This is a genomic window from Streptomyces sp. NPDC045431 (assembly GCF_040646655.1).
In the GTDB taxonomy this organism is placed as follows: Bacteria; Actinomycetota; Actinomycetes; order Streptomycetales; family Streptomycetaceae; genus Streptomyces.
This window is the reverse complement of the sequence record NZ_JBEZAQ010000019.1, coordinates 1-17,857: the sequence shown is the minus strand read 5'-3', so window position 1 is coordinate 17,857 and position 17,857 is coordinate 1. Positions and strand designations below refer to the sequence as shown.

General features: G+C 74.1%; 14 protein-coding genes. 11 read left to right on the top strand and 3 right to left on the bottom strand.

Annotated features, from left to right (window positions below; genetic code table 11):
• Positions 1-9: 9 nt before the first annotated feature.
• The 4 genes from AB0A69_RS28450 to AB0A69_RS28435 all read left to right on the top strand — a co-directional run bounded on the left by AB0A69_RS28450 (position 10) and on the right by AB0A69_RS28435 (position 3,632).
• Entirely contained in the window at positions 10-1,428 is a 1,419-nt protein-coding gene (locus AB0A69_RS28450; protein ID WP_361427991.1) for an FAD-dependent oxidoreductase, read from the top strand.
• A 109-nt stretch (positions 1,429-1,537) separates the two neighbouring features.
• Positions 1,538-2,023, top strand: a complete 486-nt coding sequence (locus AB0A69_RS28445; protein ID WP_361427989.1) for a hypothetical protein — start codon at positions 1,538-1,540, stop codon at positions 2,021-2,023.
• Between the two features lie 193 nt (positions 2,024-2,216).
• Entirely contained in the window at positions 2,217-2,849 is a 633-nt protein-coding gene (locus AB0A69_RS28440) for an HD domain-containing protein (RefSeq protein WP_361427987.1), read from the top strand.
• On the top strand, positions 2,850-3,632 hold the full coding sequence (locus AB0A69_RS28435; protein ID WP_361427985.1) for an AAC(3) family N-acetyltransferase: 783 nt from the start codon (positions 2,850-2,852) through the stop codon (positions 3,630-3,632).
• Here the strand turns inward: AB0A69_RS28435 and AB0A69_RS28430 are convergent.
• Complete coding sequence (locus AB0A69_RS28430) at positions 3,614-4,348, bottom strand: phosphatase PAP2 family protein (RefSeq protein ID WP_361427983.1); 735 nt, start codon at positions 4,346-4,348, stop codon at positions 3,614-3,616. The two genes, AB0A69_RS28435 and AB0A69_RS28430, sit on opposite strands and share 19 nt — an antisense overlap.
• 115 nt (positions 4,349-4,463) lie before the next feature.
• On the bottom strand, positions 4,464-5,798 hold the full coding sequence (gabT, locus tag AB0A69_RS28425; protein WP_361427981.1) for a 4-aminobutyrate--2-oxoglutarate transaminase: 1,335 nt from the start codon (positions 5,796-5,798) through the stop codon (positions 4,464-4,466).
• 221 nt (positions 5,799-6,019) lie between these two features.
• Between gabT and AB0A69_RS28420 the strand changes: the two genes are divergently transcribed.
• Both AB0A69_RS28420 and AB0A69_RS28415 read left to right on the top strand, forming a co-directional pair.
• Positions 6,020-8,122 carry an ATP-binding protein gene (locus tag AB0A69_RS28420; protein WP_361427979.1) on the top strand — a complete coding sequence of 701 codons (2,103 nt, stop codon included), beginning with the start codon at positions 6,020-6,022 and terminating at the stop codon, positions 8,120-8,122.
• An 88-nt stretch (positions 8,123-8,210) separates the two neighbouring features.
• The gene (locus AB0A69_RS28415; protein WP_361427977.1) at positions 8,211-9,773 is read left to right on the top strand and encodes a PucR family transcriptional regulator; all 1,563 of its coding nucleotides are present in this window, start codon (positions 8,211-8,213) and stop codon (positions 9,771-9,773) included.
• A 32-nt stretch (positions 9,774-9,805) separates the two neighbouring features.
• Here the strand turns inward: AB0A69_RS28415 and AB0A69_RS28410 are convergent, their stop codons facing one another.
• Positions 9,806-11,209, bottom strand: a complete 1,404-nt coding sequence (locus AB0A69_RS28410; RefSeq protein WP_361428156.1) for an MFS transporter — start codon at positions 11,207-11,209, stop codon at positions 9,806-9,808.
• Between the two features lie 202 nt (positions 11,210-11,411).
• Here AB0A69_RS28410 and AB0A69_RS28405 point away from each other — a divergent pair, with 202 nt between their 5' ends.
• The 5 genes from AB0A69_RS28405 to AB0A69_RS28385 form a co-directional block, all read left to right on the top strand.
• Positions 11,412-12,389 carry a LysR substrate-binding domain-containing protein gene (locus tag AB0A69_RS28405; RefSeq protein WP_361427976.1) on the top strand — a complete coding sequence of 326 codons (978 nt, stop codon included), beginning with the start codon at positions 11,412-11,414 and terminating at the stop codon, positions 12,387-12,389.
• 10 nt (positions 12,390-12,399) lie between these two features.
• Entirely contained in the window at positions 12,400-13,377 is a 978-nt protein-coding gene (locus AB0A69_RS28400) for an EamA family transporter (RefSeq protein WP_361427974.1), read from the top strand.
• Between the two features lie 135 nt (positions 13,378-13,512).
• Complete coding sequence (locus AB0A69_RS28395; RefSeq protein ID WP_361427972.1) at positions 13,513-14,955, top strand: aldehyde dehydrogenase family protein; 1,443 nt, start codon at positions 13,513-13,515, stop codon at positions 14,953-14,955.
• A gap of 159 nt (positions 14,956-15,114) precedes the next feature.
• Complete coding sequence (locus AB0A69_RS28390) at positions 15,115-17,052, top strand: acyl-CoA dehydrogenase family protein (protein ID WP_361427970.1); 1,938 nt, start codon at positions 15,115-15,117, stop codon at positions 17,050-17,052.
• 94 nt (positions 17,053-17,146) lie between these two features.
• A partial coding sequence (locus tag AB0A69_RS28385; protein WP_361427968.1) for a hypothetical protein occupies positions 17,147-17,857 on the top strand: 711 nt, incomplete at its 3' end.

Genomic DNA, 17,857 nt, shown 5'->3' with positions numbered 1-17,857 from the left:
TTGGAAACCATGGCCCCAGCCGCCATGCGTACCGCTGCACAATCACTCTCGGACGCCCAGCCCGTCCCCTTCTGGCTGGAAGACCCCGGCAAGCCCGCCCCACAGCCCGCCCTCACCCGCACCGACCACTGCGACCTGCTGGTCGTCGGAGGCGGCTACAGCGGCCTGTGGACCGCGCTCCTCGCCAAGGAGCGCGACCCGAAGCGGGACGTCGTGCTCATCGAGGGCCGGGAGGCGGGCTGGGCCGCCTCCGGCCGCAACGGCGGCTTCTGCGCCGCCTCCCTCACCCACGGCTTCGGCAACGGTCTCGCCCGCTGGCCGGACGAGCTCGCCACACTGGAACGGCTGGGCGAGCAGAACCTGGACGCGATCGAGGCCGCCGTCGCCGCGTACGGCATCGACTGCGACTTCGAGCGCACCGGCGAGATCGACGTCGCCACCGAACCGCACCAGCTCGCCGAGCTGACGGAGGCGTACGAGGCGGCCGCCCGCCTGGGCCTCGCCGACGGGCTGGAGGTCCTCGACCGCGACGCCGTACGCGCCCAGGTGAACTCCCCGACCTTCCTCGGCGGCCTGTGGGACCGGCGCGGCGTCGCCATGCTCAACCCCGCCAAGCTGGCGTGGGGCCTCAAGCGGGCCTGCCTGGAACAGGGCGTACGCGTCTACGAGAACACCCCGGGCCTCGACCTGGTCCGCGCGGGCGGCGGCATGGCCGTGCGCACCCCGTACGGCAGGGTCCTCGCGCGGCAGGTCGCGCTCGGCACCAACGTCTTCCCGTCGCTGGTCAAGCGCGTCCGCGCGTACACCGTCCCCGTCTACGACTACGCCCTGATGACCGAGCCGCTCGGCGACGAGCAGCTGGAGGCCGTCGGCTGGAAGAACCGCCAGGGCCTCGGCGACAGCGCCAACCAGTTCCACTACTTCCGGCTCAGCGCCGACAACCGGATCCTGTGGGGCGGTTACGACGCCGTCTACCCCTTCGGCGGGCGCGTGCGCGCCGAGCTGGACCACCGCCCCGAGACGTACCTGACCCTCGCCGAGCACTTCTTCCGCTGCTTCCCGCAGCTGGAGGACGTCCGCTTCACCCATGCGTGGGGCGGCGCCATCGACACCTGCTCGCGGTTCTCCGCCTTCTTCGGCACGGCCCACGCCGGCCGGGTCGCCTACGCGGCCGGCTTCACCGGCCTGGGCGTCGGCGCGACGCGCTTCGGCGCGGACGTGATGCTCGACCTCCTCTCGGGCGAGCGCACCGAGCGCACGGAGCTGGAGATGGTCCGCTCCAAGCCGCTGCCCTTCCCGCCGGAACCCCTCGCGTGGGCGGGCATCGGCCTGACCAAGTGGTCCCTGGCGAGGGCCGACGCCAACGGCGGCCGGCGCAACCTGTGGCTGCGGACGATGGACCGGCTGGGGCTGGGCTTCGACAGCTGACCACGTCATCCGCGCGACCCGCGTAATGATCCGGGTTCACCCGCCTCTCCCCGTGTGAACGCACTGCCCGGCAGGGCAGGCACAGGCACGGACAGGGAGGCTGTGGACGATGACCGGTTCGGGGGCTTGGGGGGCTTCGGGTGGCAAGGGCGCGGTGGAGTGGCTGGTGTCGGCGGCGCCGGACCCCGTCGCGTGCCGGTGGGAGTGGGAGCGCAGCCCCGCGGGGGTGGTCCTGCTCCCGGCGGGGCGGCGCTGGGACGTGCTGATCGTGCCCGGCGAGCTCGGCTACCCGGCCCTCGACGTGCTCTCCCGGCTCGTCGACCACCCCGGCCCGGTCCTCGCCGACTTCGGCGACGCCCGCATGGGCTTCTTCGTCCCGCCGGGCACGGCCGCCCGCTGGGTCGGCACCGGCATGCGCGCCGCCGGGCGCGGCACCTGGCTCGTCGTGCCGTACCCCTGCCCGGGCCGGGCGGCCGGCGGCACGCGCTGGCTGGTGTGGCCGGACGGCGCGGGGACCCTCACGGACCCGGCGCTGCTGGAGCTGGCGCTGCACGAGGCGGCGGGGTGGCTGGCGAGGCAGCGGCACAGGCCGTGAGCGAGGGAGCGGGCCGGTGGCGCTGCACGAGGCGGCGGGGTGGCTGGCGAGGCAGCGGCACAGGCCGTGAGCGAGGGAGCGGGCCGGAGCGCGACCTGACGAAGTGGCGCTCCGGGACGGGCGGCGCCGGGCGCGCCGCCCCTACTGTCCTGGCAACACGGCCCGCCCTCCGCCTCTCTTCAGGGAGCCCCGCATGACCATCGCCGACATCGCGATCCCCGACAGCGCCCTCGCCAAGGAGGCCACCGAGCTCGTACGCGACACCGCCGACGAGCTGATCTACCACCACTCGCGCCGCGTCTACCTCTTCGGGGCGCTCCAGGGCCGCAACCGCGGACTGGTCTTCGACCCGGAACTGCTCTACGTGGGCGCCATGTTCCACGACCTCGGACTCACCGAGGCGCACCGCGGGTCCACCCGCCGCTTCGAGATCGACGGCGCCGAGGACGCCCGGGCGTTCCTGCTCCGGCACGGGGTGCCCGAGGAGAGCGCCCGCGTGGTGTGGGAGGCCATCGCCCTGCACACCACGCCCGAGATCCCCGCGTACATGGCCCCCGAGATCGCCCTGGTCACGGCAGGCGTCGAGCTCGACGTCCTGGGCATCGGCTACGACGACCTCTCCGACGGGCAGCGGGCCGCGGTCGTCGCCGCGCACCCGCGTCCCGACTTCAAGCGCCGCATCCTCCAGGCGTTCAACGACGGCATCGCGCACCGGCCCCACACCACCTTCGGCAACGTCAAGGCCGATGTCCTGGAGCGCTACACCGAGGGCTACGTCCGCCCGAACTTCGTCGACGTCATCACCGGCTCCCCCTGGGCGGAGTAGGTGGCTCTCGACACGCCCCGGCTGCGGGCGGAATTCCAGGCCCTCGGCCTGCGCAGGGGGGCCGTCGTGATGGTGCACTCGTCGCTGTCGGCCTTCGGTCAGGTGGAGGGCGGGGCCCGTGCCGTCCTGGACGCGCTGCTCGGCTGCGTCGGGGACTCCGGCACCGTCGCCGTCCCCACCTTCACTCCCCAGGTCGCCGACCCCGCGCCGTACGCCCGCGACCCCTTCGACCCCGAGGTGGAGCGCGCCCGCCGGGCGGTGCCGGACTTCCACGACGCGCTGCCCACCCCGATGGGCGCCCTCCCCAACGCGGTGCTGGCCCACCCCGGCCGGCTGCGCGGCGGCCACCCCCAGGCCTCCGTCGCCGCCATCGGCCCGCACGCCCGCGCCCTCACGGAGGGGCGGCCCCTGGCGTACGCCCTGGGCGCGGGATCCGCCTTCGCCCGGCTGTACGAACTCGGCGCCCACATCCTCCTCCTGGGCGTCGGCCACAACCGGAACTCGTTCCTCCATTACGCCGAGTCGCTGGTCCCGCACCACCGCCGCAAACTGCGTCGCTTCCCGTACCCGATCGGCGGGCGGCGGGTGTGGGTCGAGGTGCCGGACGTGGGCGACGACAACGGCACCTTCTTCCCCCGCCTGGGCGCCGAGGCCCGCGCCGCCGGTCTGGTCCGCACCCGCACGATCGGGGCGGCGCCCTGCGCGCTGATGGAGAGCGTGCCGTTCACCGACCACGCGGCGGGGCGCCTGGCGGAGCTGCTGGCTCAGCGGCGGGCGGCGTAACCCAGGCCCAGGAGCACCGGCGCGAACAGGCACGCGCTGCCCAGCACGTCCAGCGGCCAGTGGTAGCCGCGCAGCACCAGCCCGACGCCCGTCGCCACCGTCAGCAGGGCGGCGACGGGCAGCAGCCGTCGCCGGTGGACCAGGAGGGCCGCCCCGCCATACGCCACCAGCGCCGTCGCCGTGTGCCCGGACGGGTAGTAGCCGGTCTCGGCGGTCAGCGGCCCCACCCGGTCGACGAGCACCTTCAGCGGCACCACCACGGCGGGTACGAGCGCCATCGCCAGCCCCGCGCACAGCGCCGCCCGGCGGCGCCCGCGCCACACCGCGTACGCGAGGGCGACGGCGAGGACGGGCAGGGCGACCTGGAGGTTGCCGAGGTCGGCGAGGAGTTCGGTGAGGGGGGCCGGTCCGCGTCCGGCGACGGCGCGCCCGGCGCGCTCGTCCAGCCGGGCGAGCGGCCCGTGGACCGCGACCTGCCAGGTGACGACCGCGAACAGCGCCAGGGCCGCCACGGGGAGGAATGCCGACCGCCCCGGAACAGGGGGGGTTGTTCCGGGGCGGTCGCCGTGACCGGTGCGCCGCACGCCCCGGGGGGTATGGGGCGGGCGACTGTCCGATCGGTGAGGAGTTCCGGAGCCGAAGGCCCCGGTGGTGTGCGCGAAGGCACGCCCAGGACGGGGCTGGGGAGGCTCCGGCCTGGAAGGTGTCTCTCTCATCTGCGAAAACCGTACGGCAGAGAAGCGGGGGGCCGACAGCGGGATCTCCATCCCGCCATCGGCCCCCCACAACCTCTTCACACGTACGTCGGAGCACGTGTGCCGAGCGCGTACGTCAGATGCGCGCGAACGCGGCCTCGATGACGTCCAGGCCCTCGTTCAGCAGGTCCTCGCCGATGACCAGCGGCGGCAGGAAGCGCAGCACGTTGCCGTAGGTGCCGCAGGTCAGGACCAGCACGCCCTCCGCGTGGCAGGCCTTCGCCAGCGCGCCGGCGGCCTCCGGGTTCGGCTCCTTGGTCGCCGGGTCCTTGACCAGCTCGATGGCGATCATGGCGCCGCGGCCACGGATGTCACCGATGATCTCGTACTTCTCCTGCATGGCGGAGAGGCGGCCCTTCATGACCTCCTCGATGCGCTTCGCCTTGCCGTTGAGGTCGAGCTCCTTCATCGTCTCGATGGAACCGAGCGCACCGGCGCAGGCCACCGGGTTGCCGCCGTAGGTGCCGCCGAGGCCGCCGCCGTGCACGGAGTCCATGATCTCGGCGCGGCCGGTGACGGCGGCGAGCGGCAGGCCGCCCGCGATGCCCTTGGCGGTCGTGATCAGGTCCGGGACGATGCCCTCGTCCTCGCACGCGAACCACTGGCCGGTGCGGCAGAAGCCGGACTGGATCTCGTCCGCGACGAAGACGATGCCGTTGTCGTTGGCGAACTTCACGATCGCCGGCAGGAAGCCCTTGGCCGGCTCGATGAAGCCGCCCTCACCGAGCACCGGCTCGATGATGATCGCGGCGACGTTCTCGGCGCCGATCTGCTTGGTGATCTGGTCGATCGCCTGCGCGGCGGCCTCGGGGCCGCAGTTCTCGGGGCCGGTCGGCCAGCGGTAGCCGTACGCCACCGGCACGCGGTAGACCTCGGGGGCGAACGGGCCGAAGCCGTGCTTGTACGGCATGTTCTTGGCGGTGAGCGCCATCGTCAGGTTCGTACGGCCGTGGTAGCCGTGATCGAAGACGACGACGGCCTGGCGCTTGGTGTACGAACGGGCGATCTTGACCGCGTTCTCGACGGCCTCGGCGCCGCTGTTGAACAGCGCGGACTTCTTGGCGTGGTCGCCCGGGGTCAGCTCGGCGAGCGCCTCGCAGACCTCGACGTAGCCCTCGTACGGCGTGACCATGAAGCAGGTGTGCGTGAACTGCTCCAGCTGGGCGCTCGCCCGCCGCACGACCGCCTCGGCGGACGCGCCGACGGACGTCACGGCGATACCGGAACCGAAGTCGATCAGGCTGTTGCCGTCGACGTCCTCGATGACGCCGCCACCCGCGCGGGCGGTGAACACCGGCAGTACGGAGCCCACGCCGCCCGCGACCGCGGACAGACGGCGGGCCTGAAGCTCCTGCGACTTCGGGCCGGGAATGGCGGTGACGACGCGGCGCTCCTGCGGGATTTCGGTCATGCGGGGCTCCTGGGAAGGGGTCTTTCGGACGCTATTGCTCTTTCTTCCGCAGGCTAGGCGGGTGGAAGGGGTGGGGGCATGCGCCGATAGGGAGTGATGAAGGGCGTGTCGTTGTCCGCTGCGGACATAGGACCGCCGATCCGCGTCCCCGGAGGGGTCCGCCCACTAGATTGACAGGTGCACAGACGCGCGCGACCCGGCTGGTCAGGGGGCAGGGGTTCATGGACACCGACGGTACGTACGGCACGTACGGAACGCAGGGGGCACAGGGGACGCAAGGGGCGTCCGGCGGCGGCACCGCCGGCGCCCCCGCCGTACCGCCGCCCGCGCACCCGCCGCGGCCCGCGCACCCGCCCGCCGCGCCCACCGGCGGGGGCACCGGCGGCGTCGTCGCCTGGCTGCGCACCCCGCGGCCGGACGCCGAGCCCGGGGTGTGGCGGTTCGGCCACCGCCCCCGGCCCCAGGAGGAGCCCGAGGCCGTACCGGCCCGCCGCCTCTTCGCCGGCGCACTCATCGCACTGCTCAGCGGCTGGCTCCTGTGGTCGCTGCTGTGGAACAACTACCTCGGCGACTACTGGCTCTGGCCCCTGTACCTGCTCACCCCCGACGCCTGGCGCGGCACGATGTCCTTCGTCGTGGCCTGGTACGTGTACGTGGGCCTCGTCGCCGCCGGCCTGCTCGTCTTCTTCGCGCGCATCGGCCACGTCCCCGAGATCTGGCGCCGGTACGTCCGCAGGAAGGACACCCCGCCCCCGCCCCCGCCGCCCGAGGCCGACCCCGCCGACTGGCCCGAGCTGCGGGCCGCCGGGCTCGCCGAGGCCGCCGCGCTGCTCGCCGAGGCCACCCGCTCCGGCGCCCTCGGCGACGTGGACTACGCCCGCATCCGGCGCGCCTGGCAGGGCGTACGGACGCACCCGGAGCGGCTCGCGGCCTTCGCCGACGCCGTACGGGCGCAGGGCGCCGCCGCCTGCGCGCACCCCTCGGGCGTGCGGGACCTGCCCGTCCGGACCGCCGTGCACGACCTGGCGACCGGGCAGGTGCGGATCGGCACCGCCGCCGACCACCCGCGCAACCCCTACGCGCGGCGGACCACCGGCGTCGCGCTGGAGCCCGGCGTGCTCGGCACCTCGCTGGTCGCGGTCGGGCCCGCCGGGTCCGGCAAGACCGTCCGGGTGATCCGGCCGGTGGTGGAGTCCCTGTGCCTCCAGGCCCTCGCCAACCGCGCCGCTGTCGTCGCGGTGACCGCCCAGGGCGCCGCCCTGGCGCCGGACGCCGCCTTCGACGTCGTCGTACGCGTCGGGCGCCCGGACTCCACGCACGACCTGGACCTGTACGGCGGCGCCGACGACCCCGACGAGGCCGCCCGCATGCTCGCCGAGGCGCTCGTCGGCGACCTCGTGCCGGACAGCCGCCGGGCGGCGACGGCGCTGGCCCAGCTCATCGGGCCGTACCGCGCCGCGTACGGCCACTTCCCGGCGGTGCCGGAGCTGCGCGAGCTGCTCGGCGGGGCGCCCGAGGTGCTGGCCGGGCTGCGCGCGGCCGTCGCCGGTGACCCCGCGCAGCTGCGGGAGCTCGACGCCCGGGCGCGCCAGGCGGAGCGGGGCGACGACGTCGCGGTGCTGCTCGCGGAGCGGATCGCGTTCCTGGACCGGCCCGCGTTCGCCCGGTTCTTCGGCAGGGGCTCCACCCCGGCGTTCTCGCTGCGCGCCATCGAGCACCCGCTGCGCGTCCGCGTCGACCTGCCCGAGCGCGGGCACGCCGAGGCCTCCCGGATCGTGGCGCGGCTGCTGCTCGCGCAGTTCACCGAGGCGGCCCTCGCGCGCGGCGACCGGTCGCTCTTCGCCTGCCTGGTGCTGGACGACGCCACGTACACCGTCACCGCCGACTCCGTACGCGCCATCCAGCGGCTGCGCTCGGCCCACGCCGGTGTCGTCCTGGCGCTGCGCACCCTGGAGGACGTACCGGAGGCGCTGCGCGGGCCGCTGCTGGGCGCGGTGGGGTGCCGGATGGCGTTCGCGGGGCTCGCGGCGTGGGACGGGGGCCGGTTCGCGGAGACCTGGGGCACGGAGTGGGTGCAGACCCGGGACGTGACCAACCGGCAGATCATCGCGGAGGAGCCGCTCACCAAGGCGCTGCACTTCCTGCGCCGCCTGGTGACCGGCAAGGCCGCGACGGCCGAGGCGGTCACGGTGCGGGAGGTGGAGCGGCAGCGCTGGTCCGCCTCGGACCTCGCCCACGCGGTGCCGCCCGGGCATGCCGTACTGTCCCTGACAGGCGTCCGAGGGGAACACACCCCTCCGCTTCTGGTCGATCTGCGCACGTAAGACGGTTGTCATACGTGCTGGCAGAATTGAAGGGAGCCGTTCATACGGGACGGCGAAAATCCCTCCTCGAAAGTCCGACGGTTCCGCCATGCCGCTCACGCTCGCCTCGCTCGTCCAGCACTCGGCGCTGAAGCTCACCGTCCGCGCCGGGGAGGACCGCCTCGACACACCCGTCCGCTGGGCGCACGTCAGCGAGCTCGCCGACCCCGTCCCGTACATGGAGGGCGGCGAGCTGCTCCTGGTCACCGCGATGAAGCTGGACGCCGGGAACCGCGAGGCCATGGGCCGCTACGTGAAGCGGCTGGCCGACGCGGGCGTGGTCGGGCTCGGCTTCGCGGTCGGCGTCAACTACGACCAGATCCCCGACGCGCTGCTGGAAGCGGCGCGCGAGGCCGACCTGCCCCTGCTGGAGGTGCCGCGCCGCACGCCGTTCCTCGCCATCTCCAAGGCGGTCTCGGCGGCGCTCGCGGCCGACCAGTACCGGGCCGTGACGGCCGGCTTCGAGGCACAGCGCGAGATGACGCGGGCGGCGCTCGCGGAGGGCCCCGCGGCGGTCGTGGCGCGGCTCGCCTCGCACGTCGACGGCTGGGCCGCGCTGTACGACGCCTCCGGCCAGGTCCTCGCGGCGGCGCCCGACTGGGCCGCCCGGCGCGCGGCCCGGCTGACCGCCGACGTCGAGCGGCTGCGGGAGCGGTCGGCCCCGGCGAGCGCGGTCGTCGGCGGCACCGACGACCGGGTGGAGCTCCAGTCGCTCGGCACGGGGCGGCGCGTACGCGGCGCGCTGGCCGTCGGCACGGGCGCCCCGCTCGGCACGGCGGAGCGGTACGCCGTCCACTCCGCCATCGCCCTGCTCACCCTCACCACCGAACGGTCCCGCTCCCTCCAGGCCGCCGAGCAGCGGCTCGGCGCGGCCGTGCTGCGGATGATGCTCGCGGGCCAGCCCGACCACGCCCGGGCGGTCGCGGGCGACCTGTACGGCGGGATCCTGGACGCCCCGTTCCGGCTGCTGATCGCCGAACCGGCCGGCGACCGCGACCCGGGCGCGGAGCCCGCCCTCACCACGCTCGCCGAGACCCTGGAGACGGCGGCCGCCCGCACCGGCGAGACGGTGCTGACGGTGCCGGAGGGCGAGGAGCGGCTGGTGGTGCTCGCGGCCGACGGGGGAGCGGTGGCCGCCGCGTGCGACGCGTACGCCGAGAAGGAGGCGGAGGAGGCCGGGCTGGTGATCGGCCTGTCCGCCCCCACGGGCCCGACGGCCGCCGCCTCCGCGTACAAGCAGGCGGAGCAGGCCCTCTCGGTGGCCCGCCGCCGCGGCCGCGCGCTCGTCGAGCACGAGGAGCTGGCCGCCGGCTCGGTGCTCCCGCTGCTGGCCGACGACGCCGTACGCGCCTTCGCCGACGGCCTGCTCCGCGCGCTGCACGAACACGACGCGACCGGCCGCGGCGACCTGGTCGCCTCGCTGCGCGCCTGGCTCTCCCGCCACGGCCAGTGGGACGCGGCGGCGGCGGACCTCGGCGTCCACCGCCACACGCTGCGCTACCGCATGCGCCGCGTCGAGGAGATCCTGGGCCGCTCCCTGGACGACCCGGACGCGCGCATGGAGCTGTGGCTCGCCCTCAAGGCCACGGGCGAGGCCCCGGCGCCCCGCTGACGCTTCCGCTGATCCGCTTCCGCTGATTCGTTTCAGCGCGCCGCGGCGGGCTCCGAGACGTCCGCCGGCCCCCCGGCCCCCTGCGTGCCGCCCCGCGCCCGCGCCCGCAGCCCGAACGCGCCGACGGCCACCGCCGCCAGCGCCGTGGCGAGCGGCACCCACAGGGCCGCCCGGTAGCCGTCGAGCAGGGCCTCGGGCGTACCCGCGTCCCCGGTCGCGGCGGCGTTGACCGCGGCCGCGGCGGACAGCCCGAGGGCCGCGCCGAACTGGAACGACGTGTACAGCAGCCCCCCGGCCAGGCCCTGCTCCTCCTCGTCGACCCCCTCGGTGGCGGCGATGGTCAGCGGCCCGTACGCGAGCGAGAACGCGAGCCCGAGGACGATCAGGCTCGGGAACATCGCGAGGTACGTCCAGTCCGGGCCGACCGGCAGGAACAGGGCGTACGACAGGGCGGCCAGCAGCAGCCCGCCGAAGATCACCCGGCCGTTGCCGAAGCGGTTCACCAGCCTCGGCGTGAGCGTGGGCGACAGGATCGCGTCGACCCCGATGACGATCATCGCGAAGCTCGTCTGCAGCGTGGACCAGCCCCGCAGCTCCTGGAGGTAGAGCACCACCAGGAACTGGAAGCCGAAGAAACCGGCGGCGAAGAGCAGCCCGGCGAGGTTCGCCCGCACCAGCGCCCCGGACCGCAGGATCCCCAGCCGCACCAGCGGCGCCGGGGAGCGGCGCTCCACGGCCACGAAGACCGCCAGGCACACGAGGCCCCCGCCCACGGTCGCCAGGGTGGCACCGAGCCCGCCGTGCGCGGCCCGCTCGACGCCCAGCACCAGCAGCACGATCGCGGCGGTGACGCTGACCGCGCCCGCGAGGTCCACGCCCTGCCCCGTCCGGTCCGGGCGCGGTGACGCCGGTACGAAGACGAGCGCGCCCAGCAGGATCACGGCGCTCAGCGCTACGGGCGCGAAGAACACCCACCGCCAGTCGGCCGCCGCGAGCAGACCGCCGGCCACCAGCCCGATGGAGAAGCCGCCGGCCGCCGTACCGGAGTAGACGAGCAGCGCCTTGGTGCGGCGCGGACCCTCCTCGAAGTGCGTGGTGATGACCGAGAGGCCCGCCGGGGTCATGAACGCGGCGGCCACGCCGGTGACGAACCGCGCGGTGATCAGCGTCCAGCCCTCGGTGGCGAAGCCGCCCAGCCCGGAGAAGAGGAGGAAGACGGTCAGCCAGAAGACGAACATCCGGCGGCGGCCGAAGAGGTCGGCGGCGCGCCCGCCGAGCAGCATGAAGCCGCCGTAGCCGAGGACGTACGCGCTCATGACCCACTGCAGCGCGCCGGTGGACAGGCCCAGATCGGCTCGGATGGCGGGCAGCGCCACGTTCAGCATGGCCACGTCGATGCCTTCGAGGAAGATCGCGCCGCACAGGACGAAGAGCATGCCCCGTTCGCGTGGCCGGAGCCCCGGCGTACCCGTCCGCGTTCTCGTCTCTGTCGTCTGCGTGCTCATGGAAGTCCCTTGGGAGAGTAGGGAGTCGGTGTCCCCACCACCCTCGGCGGGCCGGTCCGGGGGAACAACGGCGAAGAGCGCGACGTTCGTTCAGTCACGCTTACCGATCGAGGCTCATGCGGGGGGACCGACCGTGGAACGCGACGAACTGGAGTGCTTCCTGCTCCTGGCCGAGGAGCTGCACTTCGGCCGTACGGCGGACCGGATGCGGCTGTCCCGGGCCCGGGTCAGCCAGCTCGTCCAGCGGCTGGAGCGCCGCGTCGGCGCGCCGCTCTTCGTCCGCACCAGCCGCCGCGTCGCCCTCACCGACCTGGGCCGGCGCCTGCGCGACGACATCGCGCCCCACCACCGGGCCATCGGGGAGGCCATGGCCCGTGCCACCGCCGAGGCGCGCGGCGTGACGGGGGTGCTGTACGCCGGGTTCTCCACGCCGCTCACGGGGGAGCTGGTGATGCGCACGGTGGAGACCCTGCGCGCCCGCCACCCCCGGCTGGCCGTCGAGGTCTGCGAGGTGCCGCTCGCCGACCCGTACGGCAAGCTGCGCGGGGGCGAGTTCGACGTCCAGCTGATCGAACTCCCGGTGCGCGAGGACGACCTGGCCGCGAGCCCCGCCCTGCTGTCGGACGCCCGGGTGCTGGCTCTCCCCTCGGGCCACCCGCTGGCGGCGCGCGCGTCGGTGGCGTACGAGGACCTGGCCGGCCTGCCGCTGCTCACCGTCGACGGCGATCTCCCGCCCTACCGCCGGGAGCTCCACAGCCCGGCGCGCACGCCCGGCGGCCGCCCGATCGGCCGGGGCCCCGCCGTGACCAACCTCCAGGAGGCGCTGACGATGGTCGCCGGCGGCCGGGGCGGCCTGCTCGCCGCGGCGCACCTGGCCACGTACCACGCCTGGCCCGGCGTCGCCTACGTACCGCTCGCGGGGGCCGCCCCCCTCGGCTACGGCCTGGTGTGGCGCGCCGCGCACGCGACGGGCGCGGTGCGGGAGTTCGTCCGCACCGCCCGTGAACTGGCGACCGCGCCCCAACCGGAGAGGGGCGAGAAAGCGGCCAATTCCCGAATCCCTGCCCGGAATCGGGCAGATTTCTTGATGTCGGGCGCCTGGAATCCATAATCTCCGGTGCATGACAAGTCCCGCCGTCGACCCGGCCGCCGCAGGCACCCCCGCACTCCCGCCCCCTCCACCCGCCGGCCGCCGCATCAGCGGCGCCGTCTGGGCCGCCCTCGCGATCGTGTACGTCGTGTGGGGCTCGACCTACCTCGGCATCCGGGTCGTCGTCGAGACCATGCCGCCCTTCCTCTCCGCCGGCGCCCGCTTCGTCGTCGCCGGCGTGCTGCTCGCCGCGCTGCTCGCCTGGCGGCACGGCATCGCCGTACTCAAGGTGACCCGCGCGCAGCTCGCCTCCACCGCCGTCGTCGGGCTGCTGCTGATCCTCGGCGGCAACGGCCTCGTCGTCCTCGCCGAGACCTCCGTCCCCTCCGGCCTCGCCGCCCTGCTCATCGCCGTCGTGCCCGCCTGGGTCGTCGTGCTGCGCACCGCGGCGGGCGAGCGTCCCGGCCCCGGCGCGTACGCGGGGGTGCTGCTCGGCCTCGCCGGGCTCGCGATCCTCACGCTCCCCGGCCTCAGTGGCGACGTACGGATCGCGGGCGTGCTCACGGTGATCGTGGCCACCGTCATGTGGTCCGTCGGCTCCTTCTCCTCCTCGCGCCTGCCCATGCCGAAGAACCCCTTCACCACGAGCGCGTACGAGATGGTCGTCGGCGGCCTCGGCTGCCTCGCGCTCGGGCTCGTCCGCGGCGAGCACCGGGGCCTGGACGCGACCGCCTTCTCCGCCCGCTCCTGGACCGCGCTCGCCTACCTCGTCCTCTTCGGGTCGCTGCTCGCGTTCACCGCGTACGCCTGGCTCCTGCACACCGCCCCGCTGTCGCTCGTCGCGACGTACGCCTACGTCAACCCCGTCGTGGCCGTCGCCCTCGGTGCGCTGGTCCTGGGCGAGGCCGTGACCTGGCCCATCGCCCTCGGTGGCGCGATCGTCGTGGCGGGCGTGTGCCTCATCGTGAGCACGGAGCGCCGCCCGGGAAGCCCCGCGCGCCGGCCGTAACGTACGGAACGGCGAAACCGACTCCCCGCACCACTCCATCCCGGACAAACCACGGCCCGGCCACCCGGCCCTACCGTGTGAACAGCACAGCAGCCCCCCAACCTCCGCACAGCTTCGAAAGGGCCGGGATCGCACATGACTGCCACCGCCTTCTGGCTCGCCGGCCGCCAGGCCACCGGCGAGACCACCTTCGACGTCACCTCCCCGTGGGACGGCCGCCTCGTCGGCCAGGTCAGCGTTCCCACCGAGGCCCAGGTCGAAGAGGCCGTGGCCGCCGCGCACGCGGTCGTCGACGAGTTCGCCGCGACCCCCGCCCACGTCCGCGCCGCCGCCCTGGACCACGTGTCCAAGCGCCTGGCCGAGCGCACCGAGGAGATCGCCCAGCTGATCTCCGCCGAGAACGGCAAGCCGATCAAGTGGGCCCGCGGCGAGGTCGGCCGCGCAGTGTCCGTGTTCCGCTTCGCCGCCGAGGAGGCCCGCCGCTTCAACGGCGGCGAGGCCCAGCGCCTCGACACCGACGGCGGTGGCGTCGGCCGCCTGGCCCTGACCCGCCGCTTCCCCAAGGGCGTCGTCCTCGGCATCGCGCCGTTCAACTTCCCGCTGAACCTGTGCGCCCACAAGGTCGCCCCGGCCATCGCCGTCGGCGCCCCCATCATCCTCAAGCCCGCCCCGGCCACCCCGCTCTCCGGCCTGATCCTCGGCGAGCTGCTCGCCGAGACGGACCTGCCGGCCGGCTCCTGGTCGGTCCTGCCCGTCCTGAACGAGGCCATGCCCGCCCTGGTCAAGGACGAGCGCCTGCCGGTGATCTCCTTCACCGGCTCCGACAAGGTCGGCTACGCCATCCAGGAGTCGGTGCCGCACAAGCACTGCACCCTGGAGCTCGGCGGCAACGCCGCGGCCGTCGTCCTCGCCGACTGGGCCTCCGAGGAGGACCTGGACTGGGCGGCGACCCGCATCGCCACCTTCTCGAACTACCAGGGCGGCCAGTCCTGCATCTCCGTGCAGCGCGTGATCGCCGACGCGTCGGTCTATGACCGGCTCGTCCCGAAGGTCGTCGCCGCCGTCGAGGCGCAGGGCACCGGCGACCCGTCCGACGACACCACCGACGTCGGCCCGCTGGTCAGCGAGGACGCCGCCAAGCGCGTCGAGTCCTGGGTCGACGAGGCCGTCAAGGGCGGCGCCACGCTGCTCACCGGCGGCAAGCGCGAGGGCGCGACCTACGCCCCGACCGTCCTGGCGGACCTGCCCGCCGACACCACCCTCGCCTGCGAGGAGGTCTTCGGCCCGGTCCTGACCCTGCACAAGGTCGACGGCGAGGCCGCCGCCTTCGCCGAGGTCAACAACTCCAAGTTCGGCCTCCAGACCGGCGTCTTCACGCACGACCTGCAGACCGCCTTCCGCGCCCACCGCGCCCTGGAGGTCGGCGGCGTGGTCGTCGGCGACGTCCCGTCCTACCGCGCCGACCAGATGCCGTACGGCGGCGTCAAGCAGTCGGGCGTCGGCCGCGAGGGTGTGCGGTACGCGATGGACGACTACACGTACGAGCGGGTGCTGGTCCTCACGGGCCTGGCGCTGTAACAGCCCGTCACTCGTACGGCCCAGACCGGCGGCCGGAGCCCACTGTGCGGGGGCTCCGGCCGCCTTTTCGTCTGGGCCGGAATCGGGTAGGTACGGTCGAGTAACCGGTCGGCCCGAGCACCGGCCGGCCGCCCCCGACTGCGGCGAGGTGAGCCCACCATGTCCGGCCCCCACCACAAGCCCAAGGTCTCCGAGCGCGAAGCCCGCCAGGTCGCCGAGGCCGCCCGCGAACAGGACTGGCGCAAGCCCAGCTTCGCCAAGGAGCTGTTCCTCGGCCGTTTCCGGCTCGACCTCATCCACCCGCACCCGCTCCCGCCCGCCGAGGACGTCCAGCGCGGCGAGCAGTTCCTCGCCAAACTGCGGGACTTCTGCGAGACGAAGATCGACGGCGCGCTGATCGAGCGCGAGGCCCGCATCCCCGACGCCGTGATCGACGGGCTCAAGGAGCTCGGCGCCCTCGGCATGAAGATCGACCCCAAGTACGGCGGCCTCGGACTCACCCAGGTGTACTACAACAAGGCCCTGGCCCTGGTCGGCTCCGTCAGCCCGGCCGTCGGCGCCCTGCTCTCCGCGCATCAGTCGATCGGCGTACCGCAGCCGCTGAAGATCTTCGGCACCACCGAGCAGAAGGAGACCTTCCTCCCGAGGCTCGCCCGCACCGACATCTCCGCCTTCCTCCTCACCGAGCCCGACGTCGGCTCCGACCCCGCGCGCCTCGCCACCACCGCCGTCCCCGACGGCGACGAGTACGTCCTCGACGGCGTGAAGCTGTGGACCACCAACGGCGTCGTCGCCGACCTGCTCGTCGTCATGGCCCGCGTACCGAAGTCCGAGGGCCACAAGGGCGGCATCACCGCCTTCGTCGTCGAGGCCCAGTCACCCGGCATCACCGTCGAGAACCGCAACGCCTTCATGGGCCTGCGCGGCCTGGAGAACGGCGTCACCCGCTTCCACCAGGTGCGCGTCCCCGCCGCCAACCGCATCGGCCCCGAGGGCGCCGGTCTGAAGATCGCGCTGACCACCCTCAACACCGGGCGCCTCTCGCTGCCCGCGATGTGCGTGGGCGCCGGCAAGTGGTGCCTGAAGATCGCCCGCGAGTGGACGGGCGTCCGCGAGCAGTGGGGCAAGCCCGTCGCCCTCCACGAGGCGGTCGGCTCGAAGATCTCCTTCATCGCCGCCACCACCTTCGCCCTCGAGGCCGTCGTCGACCTCTCCAGCCAGATGGCGGACGAGGACCGCAACGACATCCGCATCGAGGCGGCCCTCGCCAAGCTGTACGGCTCCGAGATGGCCTGGCTCATGGCCGACGAACTGGTCCAGATCCGCGGCGGCCGCGGCTTCGAGACCGCCGACTCCCTCGCCGCCCGCGGCGAGCGCCCCGTCCCGGCCGAGCAGCTCCTGCGCGACCTGCGCATCAACCGCATCTTCGAGGGTTCGACCGAGATCATGCACCTGCTGATCGCCCGCGAGGCCGTCGACGCCCACCTCGCGGTCGCCGGCGACATCATCGACCCCGACAAGACGCTCGGCGACAAGGCGAAGGCGGGCGTCCAGGCGGGCGCCTTCTACGCCCGCTGGCTGCCCAAGCTCGTCGCCGGCCCCGGCCAGCTGCCGCGCTCGTACGCCGAGTTCCACCCCGCCGGCCACCCGGACCTCGCCGCCCACCTGCGCTACGTCGAACGCACCTCCCGCAAGCTGGCCCGCTCCACCTTCTACGCCATGTCCCGCTGGCAGGGCCGCATGGAGACCAAGCAGGGCTTCCTCGCCCGGATCGTCGACATCGGCGCCGAGCTCTTCGCCATGAGCGCCGCGTGCGTCCGCGCCGAGCTGCTGCGCTCCGCCGACGAGCACGGCCGCGAGGCGTACCAGCTCGCGGACGCGTTCTGCCGCCAGTCCCGCATCCGCGTCGAGGAGCTCTTCGGCCGGCTCTGGCACAACACCGACGACCTGGACCGCAAGGTCGTCCAGGGCGTGCTCTCGGGCACGTACACCTGGCTGGAGGAGGGCGTCCTCGACCCCAGTGGCGACGGCCCCTGGATCGCCGACGCGACCCCCGGCCCCTCGACCAGGGAGAACGTCCACCGCCCGATCCGCTGACCCGCCGGTTTCGGCCCCCGGGCCCGCCCCGGCACGTCCGGCACCCATAATCGAGCCGCGATCACCACGATCTCGACGACGAACGGGAGCACGGATGTACGGGGCGGGAAAGCGGTACGGACGGACCGGGCGCGTCGCCGCCGCGCTCGGCGGCATGCTCCTGCTGGCCGGGTGCGGCGCGGGGGAGCCCGACGACCCCAAGGCCAAGCCCTCCGCGCATGCGAAAGCCCCCGCGCCCCTCACCGAGGCCCAGCTGACCGCGGCCGCTTTCGCCGGGGACGAGAAGGCCGGCGCGTACACCACGAGCCCCTACCGGGTCGGTGAAGCGCCCTTCAGCGACCACTACACCGCCGACCCGGCCGTCTGCCAGCCGCTCGTCAGCCTCGCCAAGGGCGCGACCGCCCACGACCCCGTCGCCGAGGTGCACCGCGACCTCTCCGCCGACGGCGGGCCGCGCTCCGTCCAGGTGACCGTCCAGCTCCGCTCGTACGCGGCCGGGGACGCCACCGCCGTCATGGCCGCCCTCGGCAAGGCGGGCACCGCCTGCGCGGCCGGCTTCACCGAGCAGCGGACCCTCGCCGAGGGGCGCTACCTGAAGGTGGAGCCGGTGAAGGCGCCCGCCGTCGGCGACGAGGCGAAGGCGTTCCGCTTCACCCTCCAGGACGTCAAGAACAAGGACCTCAGGCTGTACGAGTACCTCACCGTCGTCCGCTCCGGCTCCACCACCCTCGCCTTCCGCGCCGAGGTCCTCGACACCAAGGACTTCGGCGGCGTCCCGCAGGAGGTCGTCACCGCCCAGTGGGAG